Origin of the sequence: Streptomyces sp. NPDC032198 (assembly GCF_040636975.1) — a bacterium.
GTDB lineage: Bacteria > Actinomycetota > Actinomycetes > Streptomycetales > Streptomycetaceae > Streptomyces.
In genome coordinates, this window is record NZ_JBEZVL010000001.1 from 913,369 (window position 1) to 939,572 (window position 26,204).

Consider the following 26,204-nt stretch of genomic DNA (forward strand, 5'->3'; position numbering starts at 1 on the left):
GTCCTACGACACCGACGGGTCCACCGTCGCCTGATGTTCCTCCGCGAGGTGTTCCTCGGCCTTCAGCCACGGCAGGAACTGGACCCGTTTCCCCCATCCGCACGTGTCGCAGCTCAACTGCCGCTGCACACCGGCCTTTTGTACGTGCACGACATGCTCGCGCCCGTGCTGGTCCCATCTGCTGACCTTGCTCGTGGTCATCGAAGGCATGGCGAACAGTGTGCAGCAGAAGCCCCCGGTTCCGTGCACGGAACCGGGGGCTTCTTTCAACCTTCACTCAGCGGGCGGCCGAGTGGAAGCCACGCGTCAGCAGCCCACCAGGCGCGAGGCGAGGTAGCCCTCGATCTGGTCGAGGGAGACCCGCTCCTGCTTCATCGAGTCACGCTCGCGCACCGTCACCGCGTTGTCGTCCAGGGTGTCGAAGTCGACCGTCACGCAGTACGGCGTGCCGATCTCGTCCTGGCGGCGGTAGCGGCGGCCGATGGCGCCCGCGTCGTCGAAGTCGATGTTCCAGTTCTGCCGCAGGGCCGTCGCCAGGCCCTTGGCCTTCGGGGAAAGCTCCGGGTTGCGGGAGAGCGGCAGGACCGCGACCTTCACCGGCGCGATGCGGTGGTCGAAGCGCATGACGGTCCGCTTCTCCAGCTTGCCCTTGGCGTTGGGGGCCTCGTCCTCGATGTACGAGTCGAGGAGGAACGCCAGCATCGTGCGGCCGACGCCCGCCGCGGGCTCGATGACGTACGGGGTCCAGCGCTCGCCGGCTTCCTGGTCGAAGTAGGACAGGTCCTGGCCCGACGCCTTGGAGTGCGCGGAGAGGTCGTAGTCCGTGCGGTTGGCGACGCCTTCCAGCTCGCCCCACTCGCTGCCGCCGAAGCGGAAGCGGTACTCGATGTCAGCGGTGCGCTTGGAGTAGTGGGAGAGCTTCTCCTTCGGGTGCTCGAACCACCGCATGTTCTCCTCGCGCAGGCCCAGGCCGGTGTACCAGTTCCAGCGCTGCTCCATCCAGTACTCCTGCCACTTCTCGTCCTCGCCCGGCTTGACGAAGAACTCCATCTCCATCTGCTCGAACTCGCGGGTCCGGAAGATGAAGTTGCCGGGCGTGATCTCGTTGCGGAAGGACTTGCCCATCTGCGCGATGCCGAACGGCGGCTTCTTGCGCGAAGTCTGCTGGACCTGACCGAAGTTGGTGAAGATGCCCTGCGCGGTCTCGGGGCGCAGGTAGGCGACGGAGCCGCTGTCCTGCGTGGGGCCGAGGTGCGTGGAGAGCATGCCGGAGAACTGCTTGGGCTCGGTGAACTGGCCCTTGGTGCCGCAGTTGGGGCAGTTGACGTCGGCGAGCGACTCGGGCGGGCGGCCGTGCTTGGCCTCGTACGCCTCTTCCAGGTGGTCGGCGCGGTGGCGCTTGTGACAGGAGAGGCACTCGGTCAACGGGTCCGAGAACGTGGCGACGTGACCCGAGGCCTGCCAGACCTCCGTGGCCAGGATCACCGACGAGTCGATGCCGACGACGTCCTCACGCGAAGTGACCATGTAGCGCCACCACTGGCGCTTGAGGTTCTCCTTGAGCTCGACGCCGAGCGGCCCGTAATCCCAGGCGGCACGCTGGCCGCCGTAGATCTCACTGCACGGGTAAACAAAGCCACGGCGCTTGCTCAGGCTGACGATGCTGTCGATCTTGTCGGCGGCCACGGTGCTCTCTTCATTACGACGGTGGGCGAAGCGAATGCTTCAGGTTACCGGCGGCCTTACCCCCCTAATCAAATCGGTTCCGGATCAGAGCCCGGAGCGACCTCTGATCGGAGCCCGGAGCGGCCTCTCGCCGGGGTCCGCGGCGACCGCTAGTTGACAATCGTTTCCAGATTTGTTGAAAATGAGTGTCATGAACGTACGTCGCCTCATACCCACCGCAGCCGTCGCCTCCGCCACGGTTCTCGGCCTCACGGCCCTGACCGCCTGCTCGTCCTCCAGCGCCGCGGACAAGAACGGTGACGGCAAGCTGAACGTGACGGCGTCCTTCTATCCCATGCAGTACCTGGCCCAGGAGATCGGCGGCGACCACGTCTCCGTGGACACCCTGACCAAGCCGGGCGTCGAGCCGCACGACCTGGAGCTCAGCCCGAAGCAGACCGCCTTCCTGGGCGAATCGGACTTCATCCTCTACCTCAAGGGCATCCAGCCCGCCGTCGACGACGCCATCGGCCAGTCCGGCGTAAAGAACACCGTGGATGCCGCGAAGCTCACCACGCTGGAGAAGCACGGCACCGGCGTCGGCCACGACCACGGCCACGACGAGGGCGAAGCGCACGCCGAGGAAGACGCACACGAGCACGAGGGCGAGGGCGAAGCCGGTACCGACCCGCACATCTGGCTCGACCCGGTGAAGTACGCCGAGGTCGCCAAGGGCGTCGGCAAGGCGATGGAGAAGGCCGACCCCGACCACGCGGCGGCGTACAAGAAGAACACCAAGGCCCTGGTCGAGAAGCTGGACGCCCTGAACACGAAGTTCGAGGACGGCCTGAGGGACACCAAGTCCAAGACCTTCATCACCACGCACTCCGCCTTCGGCTACCTCGCCGAGCGCTACGGCCTGGACCAGGAGGGCATCTCCGGCGTCGACCCCGAGTCGGACCCGAGCCCCGCCCGCATCAAGGAGCTCCAGGACATCGCCAAGAAGGACAAGGTCTCCACGGTGTTCTTCGAGACCCTCGCCAGCGACAAGACCGCGAAGACCCTCGCGGACGACGCGGGCCTCAAGACGGACGTCCTCGATCCCCTGGAGGGAATCACGGACAAGTCCAAGGGCGATGACTACATCGGGGTCATGGAGTCCAACCTCGCCGCGCTGCAGAAGTCCCTCGGCGCGAAGTGAAAGAACCGCTAGCAGCATCGGAGGCGCCCGCCATGAAAGCCATGGATGCCATGGAAGCGACTGAGCCCGCCCCGCCCGTCATATCCGTGCGGGCGGCCACGGCCACCCTCGGCGCGCGCCCGGTGCTGCGCGGTATCGACCTCACCGTCAGGCCTGGCGAGGTCGTCGCCCTGCTCGGCGCGAACGGCTCGGGCAAGTCGACCGCCGTCCGCTCCGTGATCGGCCAAGTCCCCCTTACCGGCGGCGACATAAGCCTCTTCGGCACTCCCCTGAAGCGCTTCAGGCAGTGGGCCCGCATCGGCTACGTACCGCAGCGCACCACGGCCGCGAGCGGCGTCCCGGCGACGATCCGCGAGGTCGTCTCGTCGGGCCGTCTCTCGCGCACGAAGCTCACGAAGCTGGGCTGGACGACCAAGGCGGACCGCGCGGCGGTCGACCGGGCCATCGGGCTCGTCGGCCTCGCCGACCGCGCCAAGGACTCCGTGAGCGCCCTCTCCGGCGGCCAGCACCAGCGCGTGCTCATCGCCCGCGCGCTGGCCTCCGAGCCGGAGCTGCTGATCATGGACGAGCCGATGGCGGGCGTCGACCTGGCCAGCCAGGAGATCCTCGCGCAGACCCTGCGTGAGCAGGTCGCGGCCGGTACGACGGTCCTGCTCGTCCTGCACGAGCTCGGCGCCCTGGAGCCGCTGATCGACCGCGCGATCGTCCTGCGCGACGGCTGCGTGACCCACGACGGTCCGCCGCCCAAGGCCACGGGCCAGCACGCGCTGCCCGGCCACGACCACGTACATCCGCACTCGGCCGACGAGCACGAGCCGATCCGCACGGGACTGCTGACCTGATGATGGAAATCTTCCAGACCGAATTCATGCAGCGGGCGCTGATCGCCGCCGTCCTCGTCGGCATCACGGCCCCCGCCATCGGCATCTACCTCGTCCAGCGCCGCCAGGCCCTGATGGGCGACGGCATCGGCCACATCGCCATGACGGGCGTCGGCCTCGGCTTCCTGCTCAATTCGAGCCCGGTGTGGATGGCCACGCTGATCTCGGTCGTCGGCGCGGTGACGATGGAGCTGATCAGGGCGTACGGCAAGACGCGCGGCGACATCGCCCTCGCGATGCTCTTCTACGGCGGCATGGCGGGCGGTGTCCTGCTGATCAACCTCTCGGACACCGGCTCCAACGCGAACCTCTCCTCGTACCTCTTCGGCTCGCTCTCGACGGTCTCGGACTCCGACGTCACGGCGATCTGCCTGCTCGCGGCCTTTGTGGTGCTCGTCACGGTCGGTCTGCGCAAGCAGCTGTTCGCGGTGAGCCAGGACGAGGAGTTCGCACGGGTCACAGGCCTTCCGGTGCGGGCGCTGAACCTGCTGATCGCGGTCACGGCCGCCGTCACGGTCACCGTCGCGATGCGCGTCGTCGGGCTGCTCCTGGTGAGCGCGCTGATGGTGGTGCCGGTGGCCGCGGCCCAGCAGATCACCCGCTCGTTCAAGGTGACGTTCATCCTGTCGGTGGTCATCGGCACCGCAGTGACGCTGTCCGGCACCGTCACGTCGTACTACCAGGACGTGCCGCCCGGAGCGACGATCGTTCTGATGGCGATCGGTGTCTTCGTCGTCCTGACGGCGCTCGCGACGCCGCTGGCCCGGCGCCGGGCCCGTTCCGTGGCCGCCGCCGACGCGACCTGCACGGCCGACGTCCCCGAGGCGCGACGCCCTGCGGACGAGGTCAACGAGGTCACTGTCTGAGATCGAGCTGGCACAATGGCCCGACGGGATATGACAGATGTGCGGGCGATCGTGCGAGTTTTCAGTTGAGGAGGCACCTGTGACAACGGCTGCGGGACCCCCGGTACGAGGCCGATCCACCCGGCAGCGCGCCGCGGTGGCGGCGGCCCTGGGCGAGGTGGACGAGTTCCGCAGTGCGCAGGACCTGCACGACATGCTCAAGCACAAGGGCGATTCGGTGGGCCTGACCACGGTCTACCGGACGCTCCAGTCCCTCGCCGACGCCGGCGAGGTCGACGTGCTCCGCACCGACGAGGGCGAGTCGGTGTACCGCCGCTGCTCCACCGGCGACCACCATCATCACCTGGTCTGCCGGGTGTGCGGCAAGGCGGTCGAGGTCGAAGGCCCGGCGGTCGAGAAGTGGGCCGAGGCGATCGCCTCCGACCACGGGTACGTCGACGTGGCGCACACCGTGGAGATCTTCGGCACCTGCGCGGAGTGCGCGAAGAAGTGACCTGAACGCACGCATGTGGGGCCCGCACCGAAGCCGGTGCGGGCCCCACGTGCGTGTGGGTCGTACGGGTCAGCTGTTGGCGATCTCTTCCTCGTTCGGGATCGCCCCGCCGAAGCGGCGGTCACGCCCCGCGTATTCGAGGCAGGCGCGCCACAGGTCGCGCCGGTCGAAGTCCGGCCAGAGCACGTCCTGGAAGACCATCTCGGCGTAACTGGACTGCCAGATCAGGTAGTTGGAGGTGCGCTGTTCGCCGCTGGGGCGCAGGAACAGGTCCACGTCGGGCATGTCCGGGTAGTACATGTACTTGGCGAAGGTCTTCTCGTTCACCTTCGACGGGTCGAGCTTGCCCGCGGCGACGTCGCGTGCGATGGCCTGCGCGGCGTCCGCGATCTCGGCGCGCCCGCCGTAGTTGACGCAGAAGTACAGGGTCATCGCGTCGTTGTCGACGGTCTGCTCCTGGGCGATCTGGAGCTCCTGGACGACCGACTTCCACATCTTGGGCATGCGGCCCACCCAGCGGATGCGGATGCCCAGCTCGTTCATCTCGTCCCTGCGGCGCCGGATGACGTCGCGGTTGAAGTTCATCAGGAAGCGGACCTCGTCGGGCGAGCGCTTCCAGTTCTCGGTGGAGAAGGCGTACAGCGAGAGGTTCTTGACGCCCATCTCCAGGCAGCCCTTGAGTACGTCGAGGACGACGCCCTCGCCGACCTTGTGCCCCTCGGTGCGCGGCAGCCCCCGCTCCTTGGCCCAGCGTCCGTTGCCGTCCATGACGCACGCCACATGCTGCGGCACCAGCTCGCCGGGGATCTTCGGCGGAGTGGCGCCCGAGGGGTGCGGCTCGGGGACCTTGTACTCACGGCGGGACCGTCCGAGGATTCCGCGTCGTGCCATGGGGGGCTCTCTCCTACCTAGCTGTTCTCTGTACGTGACGTGCTGACATGCCTGCGTGCTGCCGTGCTTACGTGCCTGCGTGCTTACGTGGTTTTCTCTACGTACCGCAATGAGCGGAGCCCGCGCTCCAAGTGCCAGTGCAGATAGGCGGAAACAAGCCCGCTGCCCTCCCTGACATGCCGTGCCTCGCACGCGTCCGCCGTCTCCCAGTCCCCGGTGAGCAGCGCACCGAGCAGGCCGAGGGCTTCCGACGAGGGTACGACGCTGCCGGGCACCCGGCAGTCGACGCAGACGGAGCCGCCCGCGGCCACGGAGAAGAACCGGTTCGGACCGGGCATTCCGCACTTGGCGCAGGAGTCGAAGCTGGGTGCGTAGCCGTTCACCGCGAGGGAGCGGAGCAGGAACGCGTCGAGGATGAGGTGCGGCTCGTGCTCACCGTTGGAGAGGGTCCGCAGGCCGCCCACGAGCAGCAGATACTGCTGCACGGCGGGCTCGCCCTCGTGGTCCGTGAAGCGCTCGGCGGTTTCCAGCATGGCCGTGCCGGCGGTGTAGCGCGCGTAGTCCGTGACGATTCCGCCACCGTACGGAGCGATGATCTCACTCTGTGTGCACAACGGGAGGCCGCGTCCGATGAGTTCGCTGCCGCGTGAGAAGAACTGCACGTCGACGTGCGAGAAGGGTTCGAGCCGCGCGCCGAACTTGGACTTCGTGCGCCGCACGCCGCGGGCGACGGCTCGGACCCGGCCGTGGCTGCGGGTGAGCAGCGTGATGATGCGGTCCGCCTCACCCAGCTTCTGGGTGCGCAGCACGACGCCGTCATCACGGAACAGACTCATGGCCCCATTCTCGCGTACGGGGCCGACAGCCGTGGCCGGTGGGCTCCGGACCGTCCGTACCTCTGGCCATATCCCTCACGGCTGTCAAAATGCCCGCATGAAGAGTGAGCTGTTCTCCACGGAGCACATGGCGCAGCAGTCCGTCGTCCCCGGGATGACCCTGCAGAACGCCAAGTCCATCAAGTACGCGGTCAACGGTGAGATGCACGCGCGGCAGGGCGCGATGATCGCCTACCGCGGCGACCTGCAGTTCGAGCGCAAGGGCCAGGGCGTGGGCGGCATGCTCAAGCGTGCGGTGACCGGTGAGGGTCTGCCGCTGATGGCGGTGCGCGGCCAGGGTGAGGCGTGGTTCGCGCACGAGGCGCAGAACTGTTTCATCGTCGACATCGAGCCGGGCGACGTCCTCACCGTCAACGGCCGCAACGTCCTGTGCTTCGACGCGACGCTGTCGTACGAGATAAAGACGGTGAAGGGTGCGGGCGTCACGGGCGGCGGCCTCTTCAACAGCGTCTTCACGGGTTCCGGGCAGCTCGGTCTGGTCTGTGACGGCAACCCGCTGGTGATTCCGGTGTCGCCGCAGCAGCCGGTGTACGTCGACACGGACGCGGTGGTCGGCTGGACCGCGAACCTGGACACGTCGCTGCACCGCTCGCAGTCGATCGGCTCCATGATCAGGGGTGGTTCCGGCGAGGCGGTGCAGCTGCTGCTGCGCGGCGAGGGGTACGTCATCGTGCGGCCGAGCGAGCTGACCCAGCAGAAGCCGTCGCAGCACTAGGGCCCTAGGTCCTGGTGGGTCCCGCTCAGGCCCTAACGGGTGGGGCGGGGCCGGTCCGGGTGGCTGATCGCTTCCCAGGGGGCGAGGTTCCAGGGGCTGGTCCGGTTCGCCGGGTCCAGGAGGGCCTTCAGGTGGGCGTCGGAGACGGCCTGGGGCGCGGGGAAGTCCTGGTCCTGCGTGCCGTGGAGGCTCTCCCGCCAGACCTGCCTGCCGAGGAGGTAGTGGTCGGCGTACTCCTGCCAGGAGGCGTACGTCCCCGCGACCGTCGGCACGACGTTCTTGAGCCGGTTCCAGGTGTCGGCCTCGCTCAGCATGCCGCAGGCGTAGCCGCGCCGGGAGATGTCCACGTACAGCGCGATGTCCCAGGCCAGGGGCGCCACACCGGTGCGCCGCCGGGCCATGGCACGGTAGCCGGTGCTGGCGAGTCCGCTCAGGCGCCCGAGCAGCTGCTCGGGGGCGGTGATCTCCCACTGCTCGGCCAGCCACGTCTGGGCCTTGCCGTCGTCGACGCGGGTGAACGGATACAGGGTGGTCCGGGAGGCGTCCTTGTCCCGGCTGACCGGTGCGCTCAGCGACACCATCCAGAGCTGGTGCATGGTGAGCGGCGTCGGGTACTTGGACTCGACCCTGGGCTTTCTCCACTTCCATATGGCCATGCGCCCGCACCTTACGTCACGGCACTTCACCCCGGCTCCGGGCGTTGGCATAGGCGGTCGCGGCCCGTAGCCGCTCCGAGGTGGTGGCGGTCCGCAGCGCGTCGGGCGAACAGTCCCACTCCCGTCCGCCGCCGAAGGGGCGGAGCTGGACGTAGGGCCCTTCGTGGCCCATCACGCGGCCCACTTGTCCGGTGCGGGTGTCCACGGCGTAGACGCCGACCGGCAGATACAGGTTCACTTCGGCTCACCGCCCGCCAATTCAATGAGCGGGCAGGGGGCTTCGCGGGCCCAGGATGTGGGGCCGATCCGCAATGACGGAAGAATAATTCCGGCCCGCGCGAGTGCGGCACGCAATTCCTTCACGGTCCCCTCCGCTTCTTCGACGCACGGCGCCGAGTGCGTCTGTCCATCAGCCATGAAGGGGCTCCCCTTTCCCATCGGATTTCACGCTTCACGTGCCGATGGCGACGGCCTCGTCCTACACTCGACAGGAGTCTGTGCCGCACAACTGCTGTGCAGTGAAAGGTGGTTGGCCATGGCCAATGGTTCGCGGCAGGCGGCTTGGGAGTTCTTCGGGGCGGAGTTGAGGCGGCGCCGTGAGGATGCGGGGCTCACGCAGGTGGGGCTGGGTGAGCGGGTATTCGTATCCGGCGGATACATCGGCCTATTCGAACAGGCCATTCGGAAACCCCAGTTGGATGTGGCGCAGCGACTCGACGAGGTTCTGCACACTGACGGTATTTTCGAGCGAATGTGCCGCAAGCTCATCAAGGACCAGCCGTATACGGAGTACTTCGCGCATGCTGCGGAGTTGGAGCGGCTGGCGACGGAGATCTCCGACTTCGCTCCGGCAGTGGTCCCGGGCCTTCTGCAGACCTCTGAGTACGCACGAGCCGTCTTCCTGGGCAGCAACCCTCTTGCCACCGACGAGTACGTCGAGGAGCTCGTCAGGGCTCGTATGGACCGCACGCTGATCCTCAAGGACGCGACACGGCCGGTGTACTGGGCGATCCTGCACGAGACTGCCCTGTGTGTACCGGTCGGCGGGCCCGCCGCGATGGCCCGGCAGCTCGATCACATCGCGGCGATGGCACGCGAGCGCAGGGTGGTGGTCCAGGTGCTCCCGTTCGCGGCCGGGGCGTACTCGCCGATGGGCAAGATGATGCGGCTCATGGAGTTCGAGGACGCACCGCCAACTGTCTATACAGAGGCCGTGTTTTCGGGGAACTTGCTGGACGATCCGGCTGTGGTGAAGCGGACCAGGTCGTCTTACGATCAGCTCAGGGCCGTCGCTTTGTCGCCGGAGGCGTCCCTGGATCTGATCGATTCGGCGTCGGAGGTTTTCAGACGATGCGCGAGTACGACCTGAGCAACGCCCGTTGGCGCAAGAGCAGCCACAGTGGCGGCGACGGCGGAGAGGAATGCATAGAGGTCGCGTACGACTTCGTAGGCGCCGCCCGCTGGCGCAAGAGCACGTACAGCAATGGCGAGGGCGGCAGCTGCGTCGAGATCGCGTCCGACTTCGTCCCCGGCATCATCCCCGTCCGTGACAGCAAGGCCCCGCAGGGCCCCGCCCTGCTCATCGGCGCCGAAGCCTGGGCCGCGTTCGTGGTGGGCGTCGCGCGCTGAGCGTCGCGTTGCCCTTTCGTTCCATGTCGATGATCTGAAGGACCCGGGTGCCGAGCCCGGTGCACGGCCTCACCGCACGCGGGTGAGCGGCTCTCCGTCCAGGATGCGCGTCTCGGACTCGGTCGCCTGACGCTTCCATTCCGGGGCGAGGGCGGTGTACGTCGTGACGTCGTGCCAGATGCCGCTGGTGTGGAACAGCTGCCGCAGGTTGGCCTCCGGGGTGAACCCGGCGGCCCGCATGACGCCTTGCATGTGGGTGTGGTCGCTCCGGTGGCCCGCCCACACGCGATGCAGGCCCAGCTGACCGAAGGCGTAGGCCAGCAGCAGACGGCCCGCTTCGTGGGTGTGGCCGCTGGCGGGTGAGCCCGGCAGTACGACGAGGCCGGTGATCATCGCGTTGCTGCCGTAGTCCTCGCGCAGGAGACCGATGGTGCCGATCATGGTGTCCGGCTCGGGAGAGGGCGGGCAGACCGCGAGCGTGTACTTGCGGCGGGATTCCGTGAGCGGTTGGGCCAGCGCGTGGATGAAGGACTTCTCGGCCTGCGGTCTGTCGAGGCGGTCGGTGCCGAGGTACCGGGTCAGGCCCCGGTGCGTGAAGATCCGTACGTAGGTCTCCCGGTCGTCGAGACACAGTTCTCGCAGCCGCAGGTGTGTGCCGTGCAGTGCGGGCATCGCGCTCACCGGGCGCCCTCGGCGGTGGGCGAGACACGGGAGGCGGGGGCGTCGGCGGCGGGGATCAGGGCGTCGAGATCGACGCTGTAGCTGCCCGAGGGGACGGGCTCGCCCAGCAGGATGCGGCGGGCGCTGTCGGTGACCAACGCCCCGCCGAGCAGGACCCCGCTGGCGAGTTGCGGCCAGCTGGAGAGGGTGCGCCCGACCTGCGGGAGCGCCGCGGTCATCGCGGGGCTGAGTCGTTCGGCGCCCACGGCCCGCATCATGAAGGCCGTCAGCGCGGCGCGGTCGAGCTGTCGTACGTCGGCGGCGGTCGTCTCTCCGATGCGGCCGTGGAAGAGAGGGCGGTCCGGTTCCATGTCGAAGCGCTCGATGTCGAGCAGACCGCGGTCGTTCGCCTCCATGAGGACGGGAACCCTTTGCTCGCGGGCCAGTTCACGGGCGGCGACCTTGGCCCACGGGCTGTCGCATTCCTCGATCATCAGATCAGGTCCGGCCTTCACGAACGCGGCCAGCGAGGCCTCGTCGAGGCCTTCCCGGTAGATCTCGACGTGGAGGTAGGGGTCCAGCTCGGCCATGACCCGTGCGCACAGCACCGTCTTCTCGACGCCCAGTTCGTGGACGCCGGCCCGCAGCCGGTTGAGGTTCGACAGGCTCAGGCGGTCGAAGTCGGCGAGGAGGAAGGTTCCACCGACGCCTTCCGCCGCGCACGCCAGTGCGGCGGCGGCACCCACGGAGAGGCCGATCACCCCGATTCTCCGGGTGAGCAGGGCACGCTGCTGGGAGCGGGTGATCTTTCCGCGGTTGCGGTCGGTACGAACGAGCCGGTACTCGTCCCTGGGCAGTACGTGCACGAGACGGCCCGACCACGGGTACCAGGCCCAGGTCCCGTACGCGTCGCCGGGGACGCCATCGGTCACCCGGGAGACGGCGGCCGCCAGTTCCGCACCCGCGAGCCCCGCGCCGGGCGAGAGACAACGGACGAGCTCTTCGAGCTGTGCGCCGATCTGGTCGTGGACGTCGCGCACCCGGCCGGACGCGCGGAGATCGTGCAGAGCTTCGCGCTCCGATGGCCTGGAGAGATCGAACAGGACAGGGCGAAACGATTCCCCGTGGTGAGCACGCGTCGGTTCGGCCACTGAAGTGGAGTTGTTCACGAGCGCCAAAAATAGCCGGGTGATCGACACCTTCGACGGCCCATCACCCTGGGGCGCACTCTCGAATTGATCTTCGTATGACGTACGCCCCCTGCCCCTCCCGTGCCCCCCTCATGCGCCCTCTGACCTGGGACCGATCAGGCCTCGGGCGGCCGTCTCACGCCGATAGCGCACCTCGGCCCGCCCCTCGACCTCCACCTCGCCCACGGCCACGAACCCGGCACGGACGAGCACTGCCCGCGACCCGGCGTTGTCGGCGTACGTCGCCGCCCGCAGCGCGCGCAGCCCGTACTCGGCACCGGCGATCCCGCACGCCTGCCGCACGGCGGAGGTGGCGAGACCGCGCCCGGTCGCCCGCTCGGCGATGCGGTATCCGAGCTCGGCCCCGCCATCCTCCACATCCACAAGATTGACGCGGCCGAGCACCGCCCCCTCTTCGTCCACGAGCACATGGAAGTGACAGCTGCCGTCCGCCTGTTCGGCGAGCAGGGCCGCGTGCCGCGCGGAGAATCCGGTGAAGTAGGCGTCGCCACGATCAGGGACGGACTTGGCGAAATACCCCCGGTTCTCCCGCTCGAAGGCGAGCAGGGCGGGAGCGTGGTCGGGGCGCAGGCGCTGGAGTTCGGGCATGGCGGCAACTTAACCGGGGGTCGCGGGCCGACGCCTCGGCTTTTCACCCCGGAGGCCCCCGTGCCCCCGCGCCCCGTGGCCGTCGCTGTCAGTGCCGGGCGGTAGCGTCCATCGTCCGGACCGCCCCCCCCACATCGAGGAGAAGCCGTGGGCAACGCCTACTCCCCCATACCCGAGTTGAATCTGCTGAAGGAGTTCCACGACGGGCCGGGGCAGGCAGGATTCTCCGCCGGGTTCGAGATGTACGAGTACGGGTGGCGGGACGCGGGCCTCGTCCAGTGGCTGGACATGACCGACTCCCCGGAGCTGCGGGCCCGCCTCGACCGGCTCGTGCCCTTCGCCCAGGCCACCGGCTCCGGTTCGTTCTACGCGCTGTGGCGCTGCGACGACCGCGCGGATCTGGCGACGCTGCCCGTCGTCTTCTTCGGCGACGAGGGCGACCTCGATGTCGTGGCGTCCGGCCTGCGGGACCTGTTCCGCCTGCTGGCGATCGACGACGAGTGCTATCTGCCCGAGGACGAGTGGGACGACGACGATGAGCACAGCGTGGGACACGGGGAGTATCTCGACTGGCTGAAGGAGAGGTTCGGCCTCACCGCGCCCGAGGCCGCCGACCCCATCATCGACCGCGCACGCGACGAGTACGGCCTGCGCTTCATGGACTGGCTCCTGGAGTTCTCCCCGGAGTACGTGGTCGAAGCCCTCCGCGAAAACCTTGGCGCGTAGCCCTCCGGTCACGGTCAGCGACGCACGCCGCGTTTCGGCGTCACGCGGACCGTCACGCTCAGGTTTCGTTCGTCCAGGATGATGTGGATGCGGGAGCCGTCAGTGGTGACCCGCGTCCGTGCCTGCACCCCCGCCGGGAGATCCGGCAACGTCGGGAGTACCCCGCGTTCCGTTCGTACCCGGTCGAGGAGTTCCCGCATTTCCTTGGGGGCGGGGCGGGTGCCCAGGTACCAGGCCGCGCCCTTGCCGTATGTGTGGCGGGTCACCGCTGGGGTGCCGTGGGGGAAGGTGGTGATCGTCTCCGCTCCCTCCAGGTGGATCTCCTCCGTCCAGGTGCCGTCGGGGCGGGGGTCGAACTCCTCCACGCGCAGGCCGAGCAGGGCGCGGAAGGGGGCCGGGTAGCCGCCGAGGTGGACTCGGTCGTGTTCGTCGGTGATTCCGGAGAAGTAGGACATGACCACCGTGCCGCCGGTTCTGACATACGTGCAGATACGTTCCGCAGTCTCGTTCGTTACCGAGTAAAGGTTGGGGATCAGGAGCAAGCGATACCGGGTCAAGTCCGCCAAGTCCGTGTTCGCTGACACCACGTCGCACGCCACCGACGCGTCGTACAGCGGCTTGTGGTGGGCCAGGGCCGCGTCCAGGAGCCGTACGTCCGTGCTGGGGTGCGCGTCCAGTTCCAGGGCCCACCAGCTGGGCCAGTCCAGGAGCAGGGCCGCGTCCGCCCGCTCGGGTCGGGACCCCAACAGCTCGGGATACGAGGCCAGTTCCGCGCCCAGCTCCCGCACCTCCCGGAAGATCCGCGTCTCCCGGCCCCCGTGCGGCACCATCGCCGAGTGGAACTTCTCCGCACCCCCGCGCGACTGTCGCCACTGGAAGAACAGCACCGAGTCCGCGCCGTGCGCCACCGCCTGCCAGCTGTCCAGGCGCATCCGGCCCGGCGGCTTCCTGCCGTTGCGCTCACGCCAGTTGACCGCTCCCGGCGCCTGTTCCAGGAGCAGCCACGGCCGGCCGCCCTTCAGGCCGCGCATGACGTCGTACGAGAAGGCCGTCCGGTGCGGGGCGGACTCGTCGTGCGGGTCCGGGTAGGAGTCGTACGCGATCACGTCCAGGTGGGGGGCCCATGCGAACAGGTCAAGGGTTTTTGCCAGCGGGACGAAGTTCGTCGTGACCGGTACGTCCGGTGTGATGCGGGTCAGGACCTCCTTCTCCGCCAGGTAGCACGCGAGGAGCTCGTCCGATGAGAAGCGCCAGTAGTCCAGCTGCTGGGCCGGGTTGCGGAACGAGGGGGCCTTGCGCGGGGTGTGGATCTCCTCGAAGGTGCCGTAGCGCTGCGACCAGAAGTCCGTCGACCAGGCCTCGTTGAGTTCCGCCACCGTGCCGTAGCGCTCCCGCAGCCAACCGCGGAACGCCGCCGTAGACACCTCGCAGTGGCAGTGGCGCGAGATGTGGCAGCCGTATTCGTTGCCGATGTGCCAGAGGGCCAGCGCGGGGTGCGTGCCGTAGCGCGTGGCCAGGCGCTCGGCGAGGCGTACGGCGTGTGTGCGGTGGACCGGGCTCGACGGGCACCAGTGCTGGCGGGAGCCGGGGTGGAGCCGGACCCCGTCCTCCGTGACCGGGAGGACGGAGGGGTGCAGGCGCGTCAGCCAGGGAGGCGGGGACGCCGTCATCGTGGCCAGGCTGACCGCGACGCCCGCCTCCGCCAGGCGGTCCATGTGACCGTCGAGCCAGGTGAAGTCGTACGTCCCCGGGGCGGGCTCCGTCTTCGCCCAGGAGAAGATCCCGAGCGTCACGAGATTCACGCCCGCCTCGCGCATCAACTCGGCGTCCTCGGCGTGCACTTCGGGCCCCCACTGCTCGGGGTTGTAGTCCCCGCCGTACCCGAGGGACGTGAGGCGCCCGTAGAGGTGTCGCAGGCGCGCGGTCTCATCCATGGCCGACAACGTAGGACGTGGGCTCACCGGTCGCCAGAGGCGGAGGAAGCGGAGGAACCGGAGGGCGAGGAGAACGTGTTTGCCGGCGCCAGGCAGACCGGGTCCGGCACTGCACATCCCCCGGTCGGCTCGGCGGGCTGGCAGAGCATCAGTGCCACGTCGTCGGCGAGGGGCGCCCCCGTGTGCTCGGTCACTCGCGCGTAGAGCGCGTCCAGCGCGTCCGACGCCAGCGGTTCGGCCAGCGCGTCGGCGGCACCCTCGCTCAGCGGGAAGTCGGCGCCGTCCGCGTCCCGCGCCTCGCTGAGTCCGTCCGTGTAGAACAGCATCCGGTCACCGGGCTGCAGCCAGCCCCGGTGCATCACGGGCTTCGAGCCGAGCCCCAACGGCACGGCGGGCGAAGGGGGTTCGAGCAGCTTGACCCGCTGACCGACCCGCAGTGGCGCGGGATGCCCGCAGTTGACGAGCCGCACCTCACCCGGGGCGAACTCGGCGAAGACCGCGGTGACGAAGTCCTCCGGGCCCAGCTCCGGCGTGATCCGCGCGTCCAGCGCCCGCGCCAGGTCGGGCAGGCGCGGGGTGGTGTAGGCGAGGTCGCGGAAGGCTCCGATGACCCCGGCCGAGATCCGCAGCGCCTCCAGGTCATGACCGCGTACGTCCCCCATGAACACCCGGAGCCCGTACGGCGTGTGCGCGATGTCGTACACGTCCCCGGCCACCGTCGCCCCCTGGACCGGGCAGTGGTGCCGGGTGCAGACGTCGATGCCGCCGATCTGCTCGGACACCGGCCGCAGGATCGCGCCCTGCGCCGCCCGCGCCACTTCCGTGGCCCGGGCCAGCGCGACCGCTCCCGCGCTCTGCCGGGCGGCGACGACGACGGCCAGCGCGCCTCCCGCGAGCAGCACCAGGAACTCCACCAGGAAGGGCGGGCCCGGGGCCGCGGGGAAGCTGCGCGTCACGCCCGCCGTCACGGCGAGGAGCACCGTCCAGCCTGCCGTGGCGGCCGTGTGCCGGACACCGTGCCGGACGCAGGACGCCATGGGGCCGATCAGCAGCATGGCGGCGGCGGGCTCCCAGCCCGCGGCGAAGATTCCCGGAGCGGCGAGAACGGAGCAGACGGTCAGGGGCAGCACACGGCTCACCCTCGCGCCCCACCGCTCACGCCATCCTTCACGGATGGCCATGCGCAGGCCCCCTGACTCTGTGTAACCCCGCTCCGGTGAACGGCAACTATGGCGTAAGCGCCATGGATTCACTGCCCGTTGACAGGAGCAGGGCCCTTGATGATCAGGACTGACTCCGTCATGCGGGTATTTGCACGTCCGGCCGGTGAGGGGGTGCAACTTGCGGCAACCACGGCCCTGCCGGGCCCTCGCGGAGGAGACTGCGGGTCGTGAACCTCCCCAACCTCCCCACCCATCTCCCCTCGGGCCATCTCCCCTCGGAGACGACGAGTTTCATCGGGCGCACGGCGGAACTGAGCGCCATCGAAGTCCTGTTGGGAGAGTCACGCCTCGTGACGTTGACCGGAGTGGGCGGCGTCGGCAAGTCGCGCCTGGCGCTGCGGGCCGCCCGCCGTGCCGAGCGGGTCTTCGCCCACGGGGCGCGGCTGATCCAGCTGGCACCGCTGCGCGAGGCGTCGCTGCTCGGGGCCGTACTCCTCGAAGAGCTGTGCCTGGCCGACCAGAGCACCAGGCCCGCCGAGGACGTGGTCGCCGAGTGGCTCGCCGACAAGCAGCTCCTCCTGGTCCTCGACTCGTGCGAGCACCTCGTCGAGGCGTGCGCCCGGCTGGTGCGGACCCTCCTGGACGCCGCGCCGCGCCTGCGGGTCCTGGTCACCAGCCGGCAGCCGCTGGGCCTGCCCGGCGAGCGGAGCCTGGAGGTGTGCCCGCTGCCTGTTCCGCCACCTCTCACCGAGGGGAATGCCGCGCCGGAGTACAGCGACGCGCTGGCGCTCTTCGCGGACCGGGCCGCCACCTCGACCGCCGCCGCGGCCTCGGACTCAGCCTACGAACCGGGCTCCGCGGGACAGGCGTCGGCGGCGGCCGTCTGCCGTCGCCTCGACGGCATCCCGCTGGCCATCGAACTCGCGGCGGCGCAGCTCGGTGAACTCTCCGTCGAGCAGCTCAACGACCGGCTGCAGCACCGCTTCGAGGCGCTGAGCGTCCAGGACGGGGCCCGGATCACCGATCTGCCCCGCCACCGGACCCTGCGCACCACCATCGGCTGGAGCCACGAGCTGTGCGAACCGCTGGAGCGGCTGCTGTGGGCCCGGCTCTCGGTCTTCATCGGCGGTTTCGACCTGAGCGGCGCGCGGGCCGTGGGCGCGGGCGGCCCGATCTCCGCCGGGGAGGTCGAGCGGCTCCTGGACGGCCTGGCGGCCAAGTCCCTCGTACGCCGCCGCACCGACGCGGAGCCCGGCACGGAGGAGGGCGCGGACACGGACCCTCTGGGGCCGCCGCGCTACAGCATGCTCGACACCGTGCGCGAGTACGGCGCGCACTGGCTGAGCGAGCTCGGCGAGGCGGAGACGGCACGGCGCAGGCACCGGGACTTCTACCGGGAGCTGATGCTGCGGGCCGACGCCGAGTGGATGGGGCCGCACCAGGTGTCCTGGTACACACGGCTCGCGGCGGACCACGCCAACCTCCGTACCGCCCTTGACTTCTGCCTGACGCGGGGTGAGGGCGTCGCTGCCCTGGAGATGGGCGGGGCGCTGTGGTTCTTCTGGTTCGCCTGCGGGTTCGCGCGCGAGGGCAGGCACTATCTGGAGCAGGCGCTCGACCTGTGCCACGAGCCGGGCCCGGAGCGCTCCAAGGCCCTGTGGGCGTGCGGTCTCGCGGCGCTCGGCCAGGGTGACGTCGATGCCGTGTTCCGGCTCGCGTCCGCACTCCGCGAGTCCGTCGGGGGCGCCGGGGCCCCGGACGCGCACACCGCCTCCTACCTCGAATGTGCTGCCCTGACCCTGCGCGGGGACCAGCGTCGGGCCGCCGCGCTGCTCGACGCGGTGCGGGAGTCCCCGGGCGAGGCGGGCGAGGGGGGCGAGGCGGGCCAGGTCGGCGCGGGGAAGAGCGGAGGCGCTTTCCGGGAGGCCTGGCTCCTGCTCAAGGTGACGCACTCGTTCGTCCACGTCCATCGCGGGAACTTCACCGCGGCGGCCGACACGGCCGACGAGCTGTGCGCCCGCAGCGAGCAGCTCGGCGAACGGTGGATGCGCGCCTGGGCCGAATACACCCGGGCCCTGGCGTCCGCCGCGCTCGGCCACCCCTCCGAGGCCGCCGCCCATGCCCGCAGGGCGCTGGAGGGCAAGGCCCTCCTGCACGACAGCCTCGGCACGGTCATGGCGATCGACCTGCTCGCCTCGACCGCCGCCGCATCGGACCGGGGCCGGCACGCGGCACGGCTGCTCGGCATCGGCCAGCACCTGTGGCAGGCCATCGGCCCCTCCCAGATGGGCTCGCCGGAACTGCGCGCCGCCCGCCGCGAGTCAGAGCTGCTGAGCAGGAAGTCCATCGGCGACACGGCGTACGAGGAGGAATACCGCACAGGCCTGGACGCGGGCGCGGCCGACGGCGTCGCCTACGCCCTCGCCGCCACCCCGCAGGGCCACGACCGATAGCGCCGTACCCGCGGGGCGTACTCCGCCGCCCCTCTACCTCACGCCCCCTACCCCACGCCCCGCGACTCCTGCCCCGAGCGTGCCTCGATCCCCCGGAAGTGGTCCGCCATCGCCCGCTGGGCCCGCTCGACGTCCCGCGCCCGCAGCGCCGTCACGATGTCCCGGTGTCTGCGCACCGTCACCTCCGGAGCGGGGTCACGGGCCCACCCCCGCACGCCCGCGACCCGGTGGAAGACGTTCCAGAACGCGCCGAGCAGCTGCGGCACCAGTTCGTTGCCCAGCGAGCGGTAGAGCGTCTCGTGGAACTCGCGGTCGAGGTCGGGGAAGGCGGCGCCCGTGACCGCCGACTCCTCCATCTTCCGGACCAGGGACTCCAGTTGGGACAGTTCGTCGTCTTTGAGAAGGACCGCGACCCGGCGCACCAAGCCCTCTTCGAGGACCTCGCGCACCTGGAGGATCTCCGCGAGCGCGTGGGTGTCGTCCGCGAGCTGCACCAGCGTACGGAAGGTGAGGCCGTCGGCCAGCGGCATCAGCGACGCCTGTCCGACATACGTTCCGTAGCCGTGTCTGATCTCCACGATGTCCAGGGCCTGGAGCGCCTTGAGTGCCTCGCGCACCGAGTTCCTGCTGACCCCCAGTTCCTCCATCAGCTCGGCCTCGGTGGGCAGCAGCGCGCCCGGCCGGAGTTTTCTGTCGAGGATCAACTGCATGACTGCGCGCTGGACTTGGCTGCCCACACGCCGTTCGCGGACTGGCTCCTGAGGCATGCGGCACATCGTAGGCACGGTTGACATCCCACGTCCCACCTCCGGACCGACATCGTTCGGGACGGCCCCGATTCGGATCCGTGCGCGATCTCTTGACCGGCCATCGCGGCGCTCCTATGGTCGCCACGCCACTACGACGTAGGACGTGGGATCTCTCAAGGGAGACACAGTGAGCGACCAGAAGACCAGCATCGCCTCCACCGGACCCGCACCGGACCGCCGGTCCTTCCTCAAGTACACCGGTGCGCTGGGCGCGGCGGCCGCCCTCACCACCTCGCTCTCCGCCTGCTCGTCGGGGCCCGAGTCCACGAATGACGCGGGAGGGGGTGGCGGCACGGGCGGCGACTCCACCCTCACCGCCGTCATCGGCTATGGGAACGACGGCAGTTGGGACCCGACACAGACCGCGTCCGCCTTCGCGATGGCCGGCAACGAACACATCTACGAGGGCCTGCTCAACACCGACCCCATCACGCGCGAGCCGTACCCCGCGCTCGCCACGCAGATCCCCTCCGACCACAAGGCGACCACCTGGAAGTTCGCGCTGCGGCCCGGCGCCAAGTGGCACGACGGGAAGCCCGTGACCGCCGACGACGTGGTGTTCGTCTTCGACCGCATCCTGGACCCGAAGACGCAGACGCTGGCCAAGGGCTTCTTCGAGAGCTGGCTGAAGGGCGTCAAGAAGATCGACGCGACCTCCGTCGAACTCACCCTGAAGTTCCCCTTCCCGGACGGTCTGGCCCGGCTCTCCCTCGCCAAGATCATGCCGAAGCACGTCTTCTCCAAGCCGGGCGCCTGGGACGACGCGACCAAGGGCAAGGCGGTGGGCTCGGGCCCGTACAAGCAGGCGTCGCACCACCCGAAGTCCAACACCACCTTCGAGGCGTTCGGCGACTACAACGGCCCGCGCAAGGCCGCCTTCAAGAAGATGAACTGGCTGACCATCGTGGACGCGGCACCCCGCGTCGCGAAGATCTCCGGTGGCAGCGCGGACGCGGAGATCTCCGACAACATCCCCTACGCCAACATCGAGCAGCTCAAGAAGGACGGGCTGACCGTCGAGGGCGGGGCGGGGATGAACAACCTGTTCCTGATGTTCAACACCGCGCACAAACCCTTCGACGACGTCCGCGTGCGGCAGGCGCTGCACTACGCCATCGACACCGAGAAGATGATCCAGGTCGCGCTCAAGGGGCACGGCAAGGCGTCGACCTCGTTCCTCAACGAGTCCAACCCCGCCTACCGCCCGGCGAAGTCGGTCTACGCGTACGACCCGGCGAAGGCGAAGAAGCTCCTGAAGGAGGCCGGGGTCAAGGATCTGTCGATCAACCTCATGGCGGTGAACGTCAGTTGGATCGTCGACTGTCTGCCGACCATCAAGGCGTCATGGGACGCGATCGGCGTCAAGACGACCCTCGACCCGCAGGAGACGACGGCCGTCTTCACCAAGATGGACCAGAAGAAGGACTACCAGATCGTCGCGGCGGCCTCGAACCCCAACCAGTTCGGCATCGACCCCGACCTGATCATGCACTACAACTACGGGCCCGAGAACCTGTGGATGGGCTATGCCCGCTGGGCGGACAACTCCGTGGCCAAGAAGCTCTTCAAGGACATGGACCAGGCGACGCGCGAGCCCGACGCGGCCAAGAAGAAGACCATGGTCCAGGACTACATCGACACCGTCGCCGAGCAGGCGGTGATCTACCCGGTCGTGCACAACGAGCTGATGACCGCCTGGGACCCGGAGAAGCTCACCGGCATCAAGGCCCAGCCCTACCCGGGCATCAACCTCCTCCAGGCCAAGTGGGCGACGTGACCGCGGTCCTCAGAATCCTGGCCCGCCGCCTCCTCCTGCTCGTCCCGCTGCTGCTCGGCATCGTCCTGTTCGTCTTCCTCGTGATGCGCTTCTCGGACATCGACCCGGCGTCGGCGTTCTTCCAGGGCGCCAATCCGACCCCGGAGCAACTGCACGAGTTCCGCGAGGAGAACGGCCTGCTCGATCCGCTGCCGGTGCGCTACGTCGCGTTCGTCGGCGATCTCCTCCAGGGCGACATGGGCATCAGCGTGCTCACCCGCTCACCGGTGGTGGAGCAGGTCACCACCGCGCTCCCGCTCACCGTGCAGCTGACCTTCATGGGCCTGGGCATCGCCGTGGTGATCTCGCTGCTGCTCGGCGTGACCGCCGCGATCTACCGCGACCGGCTGCCCGACCAGCTGATCCGCGTCATCTCGCTGACCGGGGTGGCGGCGCCCGGCTTCTGGCTGGCGCTGCTCATGATCCAGTACTTCGCGGTGGAGGCGGGCTGGTTCCCGACCGGCGGCTACGTCAACCCCGGCGACTCGCTCACCGGCTGGCTGAAGACGATGACGCTCCCCGCGCTCGCGCTCTCCCTGCCGGTGGCCGCCGGGCTCACCCGCGTCATCCGCACGGCCGTGGTCGAGGAACTCGACAAGGACTACGTGCGGACGGCGATCGGCAGCGGTCTGCCACCGGTCGTGGTGGTCGGCCGGAACGTCCTGCGCAACGCCCTCATCAACCCGCTGACCGTGCTCGGTCTGCGCGTCGGCTATCTGCTCGGCGGAGCGGTCGTCATCGAGACGATCTTCTCGCTGCCCGGCATGGGGAAGCTGATGATCGACGCCGTGAAGAACGGCGACCCGGCCGTCGTGCAGGGCGTCGTCATCACGACGGCCGTCGGATTCGTGATCGTGAACCTGGTCCTCGACATCCTCCACCTGCTGGTCAATCCGCGTCTGAGGGGGGCCTGATGGTCACGTCGCGCACAGCTCTGACCGAGCGGCTCTCGCGGCCCGGCATCCGGCTGCGCTCCCTGCGCCGCCTCCCCCTGCTCTCGCGCGTCGCGGTGGGCGTGGTCGGGGTGGTCGTCCTCGTGGCGCTCTTCGCGCCGCTGCTCGCCCCGCACGACCCGCTCGACCAGCAGCCCCAGGTCGACGGCACGGGACACCCCTCCGCGGACCACTGGATGGGCCAGGACAGCCTCGGCAGGGACATCCTCAGCCGGCTGATGTACGGGGCGCGCTGGTCCCTGGCGATCGGGCTCGGGGCGACGCTGCTCGCCCTGCTGGTCGGCGCCCTGCTCGGGGCGATCGCGGCGACCTCGCGCAAGGCGGTCGACGAGACGCTGATGCGGGGCCTGGACATCGTCATGGCGTTCCCGGGGATCGCGCTCGCCGCCGTGCTCGTGGCGGTCTTCGGCGGCGGCATCCTCGTCCTGATCTGCGCCATCGCGTTCCTGTTCACACCGCCGATCGCCCGGGTCGTGCGCGCGAACGTGATGGATCAGTACGGCGAGGACTACGTCGTCGCCGAACGCATCGTCGGCGCCCGCACCCCGCACATCCTCATCAGGCACGTGGCCATCAACTGTGCCGCGCCGATCCTGGTGTTCTGCACGGTGCAGGTCGCCGAGGCCATCGTCTTCGAGGCCTCGCTGTCGTTCATCGGCGCGGGCGTGCGGCCCCCGGACCCGTCCTGGGGCAGCGTCATCGCCGACGGCAAGAACATGGTGCTGCTCGGCGGCTGGTGGGCGACGGTCTTCCCCGGCCTGCTGATGCTGATCACGGTCCTGTCCCTGAACATCCTCTCCGAGGGCGTCTCGGACGCATGGGCGGCGCCCGTCTCCCGCGACGTGCCGGGCGGGGCCCGCAAGGAGGACCGCCTCGAAGCCCCCGAGCCGGGCAGCGGAAAGGTTCTGGAGCTGCCGGGCCTGACGGAGGCGGCCCAGCGGCTGCGCTCCCGCGCCCGCCCGCTGCCGGAGGGCACTCCGGTGCTGACCGTCTCCGGCCTCACGATCGGCTTCGACGCCCGGCACGGCGGCGTGGACATCGTCGACGGCATCAGCTTCCACGTGCGGCCGGGTGAAGTCCTCGGCCTGGTGGGCGAGTCGGGCTGCGGCAAGTCGCTCACCGCGCTGACCGTGATGGGCCTGGAACCGAAGGGCGCCCGCATCGGCGGCCAAGTGACGTTCGACGGCGCGCAGTTGACCGGGATGCCGATGCGCACCCGCAGGCGGCTGCTCGGCCACGACATGGCGATGATCTACCAGGACGCCCTGTCCTCCCTCAACCCCGCGATGACGGTCCGGGCCCAGCTCAAACAGGTCGTACGGCGGGGAGGGCGCCGCACGGCGGTCGAGCTCCTCGAACTCGTCGGCCTCGACCCGGACCGCACCCTGCGCAGCTATCCGCACGAGCTCTCCGGCGGGCAGCGTCAGCGCGTCCTGATCGCGATGGCGCTCTCCCGCGACCCGAAGCTGATCGTCGCGGACGAGCCGACGACCGCCCTGGACGTCACCGTGCAGGCCCAGGTCATCCAGCTGCTGCTGCGCCTGCGCGAGGAGCTGGGCTTCGCGCTGATCCTCGTCTCGCACGACCTGGCCCTGGTCGCGGACGTCACCGACCGGGTGGTCGTGATGTACGGCGGGCAGATCGTCGAGACGGGCGTGACGGCGGACCTCGTCGAGGCACCCTCGCACCACTACACGCGCGGCCTGCTCGGCTCGGTGCTCTCGCTCGAATCGACGGCCGAACGCCTCACCCAGATCAAGGGCGTCGTGCCCTCGCCCGCCGACTTCCCCGCGGGCTGCCGGTTCGCGGACCGGTGCCCCCTCGCGAGCGAGGTGTGCCGCACGACGGCGCCCCAACTCGTCGGCGGGGCACGGCACTCCATCGCCTGCCACCATCCGGCGCAGCAGCCGCCGCGGGTGCCGGACCCCAGGGGAAGCGAGGCCCTCAAATGACGACCCAGGATTCCGAAGACCTGATCACCCTCTCCGACGCGCACGTCGTGCACCGGGCGCGCTCGGGCGGGCTGTTCTCGCGTGACCGTGTGTACGCCCTGACCGGCGCCGATCTGACCATCGCGCCCGGCGAGACGGTGGGCGTCGTGGGCGAGTCGGGGTGCGGCAAGTCGACACTCGCGAAGGTGCTCGTGGGAGTGCAGCGGCCCACGGCGGGCACGGTGTCCTTCCGGGGGAGCGACCTGTGGACGATGCCGCCCGCCGAGCGGCGGGCCACGATCGGCCGGCACACCGCCATGATCTTCCAGGACCCGTCGACGGCACTGAACCGCAGGCTCACGGTGCGCCAGATCCTCCGGGATCCGCTGGACGTGCACAAGGTGGGCACGGCCGCTCAACGCGACGTACGCGTGCGGGAGTTGATGGCGCTCGTCGGGCTGCCCAAGGTCCTTGCGGACGGGCTGCCGGGGCAGCTCTCCGGCGGGCAGCGGCAGCGCGTGGCGATCGCGCGCGCACTGGCGCTGGAACCGGATCTCGTGGTGGCGGACGAACCGACGAGCGCCCTCGACGTCTCGGTGCGCGCGCAGATCCTCAACCTCCTCCTGGACCTGAAGGAGCGGCTCGGTCTGGCCCTGGTCTTCGTGTCGCACGACATCCAGACGGTGCGAAGGATGAGTGACCGGGTCATCACCATGTATCTGGGCAGGATCGTGGAGGAGTCACCGGCCCAGGAGATCCTGGACCGGGCGCGACACCCGTACACCCGGGCGCTCTTCTCGGCGACGCCCGGCCTCCTCGACCCCATCGACCCGATCCCGCTCGTCGGCCCGGTCCCGTCGGCCACCCGGCCGCCGAGCGGCTGCCCGTTCCGTACGCGGTGCTGGAAGGCGGACGACGCCTGCGCCGCCACCATGCCGGACTTCGCGTCGACGGAGGGGTCCGGGCACCGCTACCGCTGCCACCACCCCGTACGGGACGGCCAGTCCACGCACGAGCTAGTGATCCAGTCCGCCGCCACGGACACGAGCCCCAGGGAGAATCCATGACCGCCCACCCGTCGCCAGCCACCACCCCTCCAAGGATGCGCTTCGCGCCTTCCGAATCCCCGCTCACCGGTGTCGTACCGCCCGTCTGCACCCCCCTGACACCGGACCGCGAGGTGGACACGGCATCGCTCGTCAGGCTGGTCGACCACCTGGTGTCGGGCGGGGTCGACGGGCTGTTCGTCCTCGGCTCGTCGTCGGAGGCGGCGTATCTGACGGACCGCCAGCGCAGGCTGGTCGTCGAGACGGTGGCCGGTCACGTGGGGGGCCAACTCCCGGTCCTGGCAGGGGCGATCGACATGGCGACGCCACGGGTCCTCGACCACGTCCACTCGGTGACGGACGCGGGGGCGGACGGAGTGGTGGTGACGGCCCCCTTCTACACGCGCACCCACCCGGTGGAGGTGGCACGCCACTTCCGGCTGGTGGCGGCGGGATCACCGGTACCGGTCTTCGCGTACGACCTCCCGGTGGGCGTCCACACGAAACTGGCCGCGGAGCTCGTCCTTGAACTGGCGGCGGACGGCGTGCTCGCCGGTCTCAAGGACTCCAGCGGGGACGAGGGGAACTTCCGCGAGGTGGTGCTCGGGGCGCGGGGCCGGGCGGACCTCTCGGGCTTCAGTGTGCTGACGGGTTCGGAGACGACGGTGGACACGGCGCTCGCGATGGGCGCGGACGGGGTGGTGCCGGGCCTGGGGAACGTGGACCCGGAGGGGTACGCGCGGCTGTACCGCTCCTGCCGGGAGGGTGACTGGGTGCGGGCGCGGGCCGAACAGGAGCGGCTGTGCGGTCTGTTCGGGATGGTGCGGGTCGGGGATGCCGGGCGGATGGGCGGCAGCTCGTCCGCGCTCGGGGCGTTCAAGGCGGCGCTGCATCTGCGGGGCGTGATCGCGTGTGCGGCCACCGCTGAGCCGCAGGTGCCGCTCTCCTCCGGAGAGGTTGAGCGGGTGGGGAAGTTCCTGGCCGGGGCCGGGTTGTTGTAGCCCCCGACGTCCCTCTCCGG

General features: G+C 69.6%; 26 protein-coding genes. 14 read left to right on the forward strand and 12 right to left on the reverse strand.

What is annotated here, in order from left to right:
- Window positions 1–3: 3 nt before the first annotated feature.
- Together AB0E78_RS04245 and AB0E78_RS04250 are read right to left on the reverse strand one after the other, a co-directional pair.
- On the reverse strand, window positions 4–210 hold the full coding sequence (locus tag AB0E78_RS04245) for a hypothetical protein (RefSeq protein WP_361827985.1): 207 nt from the start codon (window positions 208–210) through the stop codon (window positions 4–6).
- Window positions 211–306: 96 nt separating this feature from the next.
- Window positions 307–1,686, reverse strand: coding sequence for a glycine--tRNA ligase (locus AB0E78_RS04250; RefSeq protein ID WP_351160301.1), 1,380 nt, complete (start codon window positions 1,684–1,686; stop codon window positions 307–309).
- 190 nt (window positions 1,687–1,876) lie between these two features.
- Here AB0E78_RS04250 and AB0E78_RS04255 point away from each other — a divergent pair, with 190 nt between their 5' ends.
- Genes AB0E78_RS04255 through AB0E78_RS04270 form a run of 4 tightly spaced genes read left to right on the forward strand, consistent with a single transcriptional unit; the run spans window position 1,877 to window position 5,106 of the window.
- On the forward strand, window positions 1,877–2,866 hold the full coding sequence (locus AB0E78_RS04255) for a metal ABC transporter substrate-binding protein (RefSeq protein ID WP_361827989.1): 990 nt from the start codon (window positions 1,877–1,879) through the stop codon (window positions 2,864–2,866).
- 41 nt (window positions 2,867–2,907) lie between these two features.
- Window positions 2,908–3,708 carry a metal ABC transporter ATP-binding protein gene (locus AB0E78_RS04260; RefSeq protein WP_361828546.1) on the forward strand — a complete coding sequence of 267 codons (801 nt, stop codon included), beginning with the start codon at window positions 2,908–2,910 and terminating at the stop codon, window positions 3,706–3,708.
- Complete coding sequence (locus AB0E78_RS04265) at window positions 3,708–4,613, forward strand: metal ABC transporter permease (protein ID WP_361827992.1); 906 nt, start codon at window positions 3,708–3,710, stop codon at window positions 4,611–4,613. Before AB0E78_RS04260 ends, AB0E78_RS04265 begins: the two co-directional genes overlap by 1 nt.
- Window positions 4,614–4,650: 37 nt before the next feature.
- Window positions 4,651–5,106 carry a transcriptional repressor gene (locus tag AB0E78_RS04270; RefSeq protein WP_361827995.1) on the forward strand — a complete coding sequence of 152 codons (456 nt, stop codon included), beginning with the start codon at window positions 4,651–4,653 and terminating at the stop codon, window positions 5,104–5,106.
- Window positions 5,107–5,175: 69 nt separating this feature from the next.
- On the opposite strand, the gene AB0E78_RS04275 is transcribed toward AB0E78_RS04270, so the two are convergent.
- Both AB0E78_RS04275 and recO read right to left on the reverse strand, forming a co-directional pair.
- Window positions 5,176–5,997, reverse strand: a complete 822-nt coding sequence (locus tag AB0E78_RS04275; protein ID WP_361827998.1) for an isoprenyl transferase — start codon at window positions 5,995–5,997, stop codon at window positions 5,176–5,178.
- Between the two features lie 83 nt (window positions 5,998–6,080).
- The gene (gene recO, locus AB0E78_RS04280; protein WP_361828001.1) at window positions 6,081–6,833 is read right to left on the reverse strand and encodes a DNA repair protein RecO; all 753 of its coding nucleotides are present in this window, start codon (window positions 6,831–6,833) and stop codon (window positions 6,081–6,083) included.
- A 97-nt stretch (window positions 6,834–6,930) separates the two neighbouring features.
- Here recO and AB0E78_RS04285 point away from each other — a divergent pair, with 97 nt between their 5' ends.
- Window positions 6,931–7,608 carry an AIM24 family protein gene (locus AB0E78_RS04285; protein WP_361828004.1) on the forward strand — a complete coding sequence of 226 codons (678 nt, stop codon included), beginning with the start codon at window positions 6,931–6,933 and terminating at the stop codon, window positions 7,606–7,608.
- Window positions 7,609–7,640: 32 nt separating this feature from the next.
- On the opposite strand, the gene AB0E78_RS04290 is transcribed toward AB0E78_RS04285, so the two are convergent.
- Window positions 7,641–8,264, reverse strand: coding sequence for a DUF1266 domain-containing protein (locus AB0E78_RS04290; RefSeq protein WP_361828007.1), 624 nt, complete (start codon window positions 8,262–8,264; stop codon window positions 7,641–7,643).
- Between the two features lie 16 nt (window positions 8,265–8,280).
- Window positions 8,281–8,496 carry a hypothetical protein gene (locus AB0E78_RS04295; RefSeq protein WP_361828548.1) on the reverse strand — a complete coding sequence of 72 codons (216 nt, stop codon included), beginning with the start codon at window positions 8,494–8,496 and terminating at the stop codon, window positions 8,281–8,283.
- Window positions 8,497–8,799: 303 nt separating this feature from the next.
- Here AB0E78_RS04295 and AB0E78_RS04300 point away from each other — a divergent pair, with 303 nt between their 5' ends.
- Both AB0E78_RS04300 and AB0E78_RS04305 read left to right on the forward strand, forming a co-directional pair.
- The gene (locus AB0E78_RS04300) at window positions 8,800–9,633 is read left to right on the forward strand and encodes a helix-turn-helix transcriptional regulator (RefSeq protein WP_361828010.1); all 834 of its coding nucleotides are present in this window, start codon (window positions 8,800–8,802) and stop codon (window positions 9,631–9,633) included.
- On the forward strand, window positions 9,615–9,893 hold the full coding sequence (locus AB0E78_RS04305) for a DUF397 domain-containing protein (protein ID WP_361828013.1): 279 nt from the start codon (window positions 9,615–9,617) through the stop codon (window positions 9,891–9,893). Before AB0E78_RS04300 ends, AB0E78_RS04305 begins: the two co-directional genes overlap by 19 nt.
- Before the next feature lie 69 nt (window positions 9,894–9,962).
- On the opposite strand, the gene AB0E78_RS04310 is transcribed toward AB0E78_RS04305, so the two are convergent.
- The 3 genes from AB0E78_RS04310 to AB0E78_RS04320 all read right to left on the reverse strand — a co-directional run bounded on the left by AB0E78_RS04310 (window position 9,963) and on the right by AB0E78_RS04320 (window position 12,352).
- Window positions 9,963–10,565: a GNAT family protein gene (locus tag AB0E78_RS04310; RefSeq protein ID WP_361828016.1), complete on the reverse strand. Its 603-nt coding sequence runs from the start codon at window positions 10,563–10,565 to the stop codon at window positions 9,963–9,965.
- 5 nt (window positions 10,566–10,570) lie between these two features.
- Window positions 10,571–11,752, reverse strand: coding sequence for a ThiF family adenylyltransferase (locus AB0E78_RS04315; protein ID WP_361828019.1), 1,182 nt, complete (start codon window positions 11,750–11,752; stop codon window positions 10,571–10,573).
- Between the two features lie 81 nt (window positions 11,753–11,833).
- Window positions 11,834–12,352 (reverse strand): GNAT family N-acetyltransferase, encoded by a 519-nt coding sequence (locus AB0E78_RS04320; protein ID WP_361828022.1) that lies wholly within the window; start codon window positions 12,350–12,352, stop codon window positions 11,834–11,836.
- Between the two features lie 147 nt (window positions 12,353–12,499).
- Between AB0E78_RS04320 and AB0E78_RS04325 the strand changes: the two genes are divergently transcribed.
- Window positions 12,500–13,078 (forward strand): hypothetical protein, encoded by a 579-nt coding sequence (locus AB0E78_RS04325; protein ID WP_361828025.1) that lies wholly within the window; start codon window positions 12,500–12,502, stop codon window positions 13,076–13,078.
- A 14-nt stretch (window positions 13,079–13,092) separates the two neighbouring features.
- On the opposite strand, the gene AB0E78_RS04330 is transcribed toward AB0E78_RS04325, so the two are convergent.
- Both AB0E78_RS04330 and AB0E78_RS04335 read right to left on the reverse strand, forming a co-directional pair.
- Window positions 13,093–15,012 (reverse strand): beta-galactosidase, encoded by a 1,920-nt coding sequence (locus AB0E78_RS04330; RefSeq protein ID WP_361828028.1) that lies wholly within the window; start codon window positions 15,010–15,012, stop codon window positions 13,093–13,095.
- A gap of 23 nt (window positions 15,013–15,035) precedes the next feature.
- On the reverse strand, window positions 15,036–16,193 hold the full coding sequence (locus AB0E78_RS04335) for a PP2C family protein-serine/threonine phosphatase (protein ID WP_361828031.1): 1,158 nt from the start codon (window positions 16,191–16,193) through the stop codon (window positions 15,036–15,038).
- A gap of 209 nt (window positions 16,194–16,402) precedes the next feature.
- On the opposite strand from AB0E78_RS04335, the gene AB0E78_RS04340 reads away from it, so the two are divergent.
- A complete protein-coding gene (locus AB0E78_RS04340; protein WP_361828034.1) occupies window positions 16,403–18,628 on the forward strand; it encodes a hypothetical protein in 2,226 nt (741 codons plus the stop codon).
- Window positions 18,629–18,675: 47 nt separating this feature from the next.
- On the opposite strand, the gene AB0E78_RS04345 is transcribed toward AB0E78_RS04340, so the two are convergent.
- Window positions 18,676–19,404 (reverse strand): FadR/GntR family transcriptional regulator, encoded by a 729-nt coding sequence (locus AB0E78_RS04345; protein ID WP_361828037.1) that lies wholly within the window; start codon window positions 19,402–19,404, stop codon window positions 18,676–18,678.
- Between the two features lie 160 nt (window positions 19,405–19,564).
- On the opposite strand from AB0E78_RS04345, the gene AB0E78_RS04350 reads away from it, so the two are divergent.
- Genes AB0E78_RS04350 through AB0E78_RS04370 form a run of 5 tightly spaced genes read left to right on the forward strand, consistent with a single transcriptional unit; the run spans window position 19,565 to window position 26,184 of the window.
- Window positions 19,565–21,214 (forward strand): ABC transporter substrate-binding protein, encoded by a 1,650-nt coding sequence (locus tag AB0E78_RS04350; RefSeq protein WP_361828040.1) that lies wholly within the window; start codon window positions 19,565–19,567, stop codon window positions 21,212–21,214.
- Window positions 21,211–22,167: an ABC transporter permease gene (locus AB0E78_RS04355; protein ID WP_361828043.1), complete on the forward strand. Its 957-nt coding sequence runs from the start codon at window positions 21,211–21,213 to the stop codon at window positions 22,165–22,167. Before AB0E78_RS04350 ends, AB0E78_RS04355 begins: the two co-directional genes overlap by 4 nt.
- A complete protein-coding gene (locus tag AB0E78_RS04360; RefSeq protein WP_361828046.1) occupies window positions 22,167–24,158 on the forward strand; it encodes a dipeptide/oligopeptide/nickel ABC transporter permease/ATP-binding protein in 1,992 nt (663 codons plus the stop codon). Before AB0E78_RS04355 ends, AB0E78_RS04360 begins: the two co-directional genes overlap by 1 nt.
- On the forward strand, window positions 24,155–25,204 hold the full coding sequence (locus AB0E78_RS04365; protein WP_361828049.1) for an ABC transporter ATP-binding protein: 1,050 nt from the start codon (window positions 24,155–24,157) through the stop codon (window positions 25,202–25,204). The genes AB0E78_RS04360 and AB0E78_RS04365 overlap by 4 nt, the downstream gene beginning before the upstream one ends.
- A gap of 35 nt (window positions 25,205–25,239) precedes the next feature.
- Window positions 25,240–26,184, forward strand: coding sequence for a dihydrodipicolinate synthase family protein (locus AB0E78_RS04370; RefSeq protein WP_361828052.1), 945 nt, complete (start codon window positions 25,240–25,242; stop codon window positions 26,182–26,184).
- The last annotated feature ends 20 nt before the right edge of the window (window positions 26,185–26,204 follow it).

Excerpts from the sequence above, each read along its gene's own strand:
- AB0E78_RS04255 (WP_361827989.1), top strand. The coding sequence starts at position 1,877 with ATGAACGTACGTCGCCTCATACCCACCGCAGCCGTCGCCTCCGCCACG.
- AB0E78_RS04275 (WP_361827998.1), bottom strand. The coding sequence starts at position 5,997 with ATGGCACGACGCGGAATCCTCGGACGGTCCCGCCGTGAGTACAAGGTC.
- AB0E78_RS04285 (WP_361828004.1), top strand. The coding sequence starts at position 6,931 with ATGAAGAGTGAGCTGTTCTCCACGGAGCACATGGCGCAGCAGTCCGTC.
- AB0E78_RS04310 (WP_361828016.1), bottom strand. The coding sequence starts at position 10,565 with ATGCCCGCACTGCACGGCACACACCTGCGGCTGCGAGAACTGTGTCTC.
- AB0E78_RS04300 (WP_361828010.1), top strand. The coding sequence starts at position 8,800 with ATGGCCAATGGTTCGCGGCAGGCGGCTTGGGAGTTCTTCGGGGCGGAG.
- AB0E78_RS04365 (WP_361828049.1), top strand. The coding sequence starts at position 24,155 with ATGACGACCCAGGATTCCGAAGACCTGATCACCCTCTCCGACGCGCAC.
- AB0E78_RS04265 (WP_361827992.1), top strand. The coding sequence starts at position 3,708 with ATGATGGAAATCTTCCAGACCGAATTCATGCAGCGGGCGCTGATCGCC.
- AB0E78_RS04345 (WP_361828037.1), bottom strand. The coding sequence starts at position 19,404 with ATGTGCCGCATGCCTCAGGAGCCAGTCCGCGAACGGCGTGTGGGCAGC.
- AB0E78_RS04370 (WP_361828052.1), top strand. The coding sequence starts at position 25,240 with ATGCGCTTCGCGCCTTCCGAATCCCCGCTCACCGGTGTCGTACCGCCC.
- AB0E78_RS04360 (WP_361828046.1), top strand. The coding sequence starts at position 22,167 with ATGGTCACGTCGCGCACAGCTCTGACCGAGCGGCTCTCGCGGCCCGGC.
- AB0E78_RS04320 (WP_361828022.1), bottom strand. The coding sequence starts at position 12,352 with ATGCCCGAACTCCAGCGCCTGCGCCCCGACCACGCTCCCGCCCTGCTC.
- AB0E78_RS04245 (WP_361827985.1), bottom strand. The coding sequence starts at position 210 with ATGCCTTCGATGACCACGAGCAAGGTCAGCAGATGGGACCAGCACGGG.
- AB0E78_RS04290 (WP_361828007.1), bottom strand. The coding sequence starts at position 8,264 with ATGGCCATATGGAAGTGGAGAAAGCCCAGGGTCGAGTCCAAGTACCCG.
- AB0E78_RS04270 (WP_361827995.1), top strand. The coding sequence starts at position 4,651 with ATGTGCGGGCGATCGTGCGAGTTTTCAGTTGAGGAGGCACCTGTGACA.
- AB0E78_RS04305 (WP_361828013.1), top strand. The coding sequence starts at position 9,615 with ATGCGCGAGTACGACCTGAGCAACGCCCGTTGGCGCAAGAGCAGCCAC.
- AB0E78_RS04260 (WP_361828546.1), top strand. The coding sequence starts at position 2,908 with ATGGATGCCATGGAAGCGACTGAGCCCGCCCCGCCCGTCATATCCGTG.
- recO (WP_361828001.1), bottom strand. The coding sequence starts at position 6,833 with ATGAGTCTGTTCCGTGATGACGGCGTCGTGCTGCGCACCCAGAAGCTG.
- AB0E78_RS04330 (WP_361828028.1), bottom strand. The coding sequence starts at position 15,012 with ATGGATGAGACCGCGCGCCTGCGACACCTCTACGGGCGCCTCACGTCC.
- AB0E78_RS04335 (WP_361828031.1), bottom strand. The coding sequence starts at position 16,193 with ATGGCCATCCGTGAAGGATGGCGTGAGCGGTGGGGCGCGAGGGTGAGC.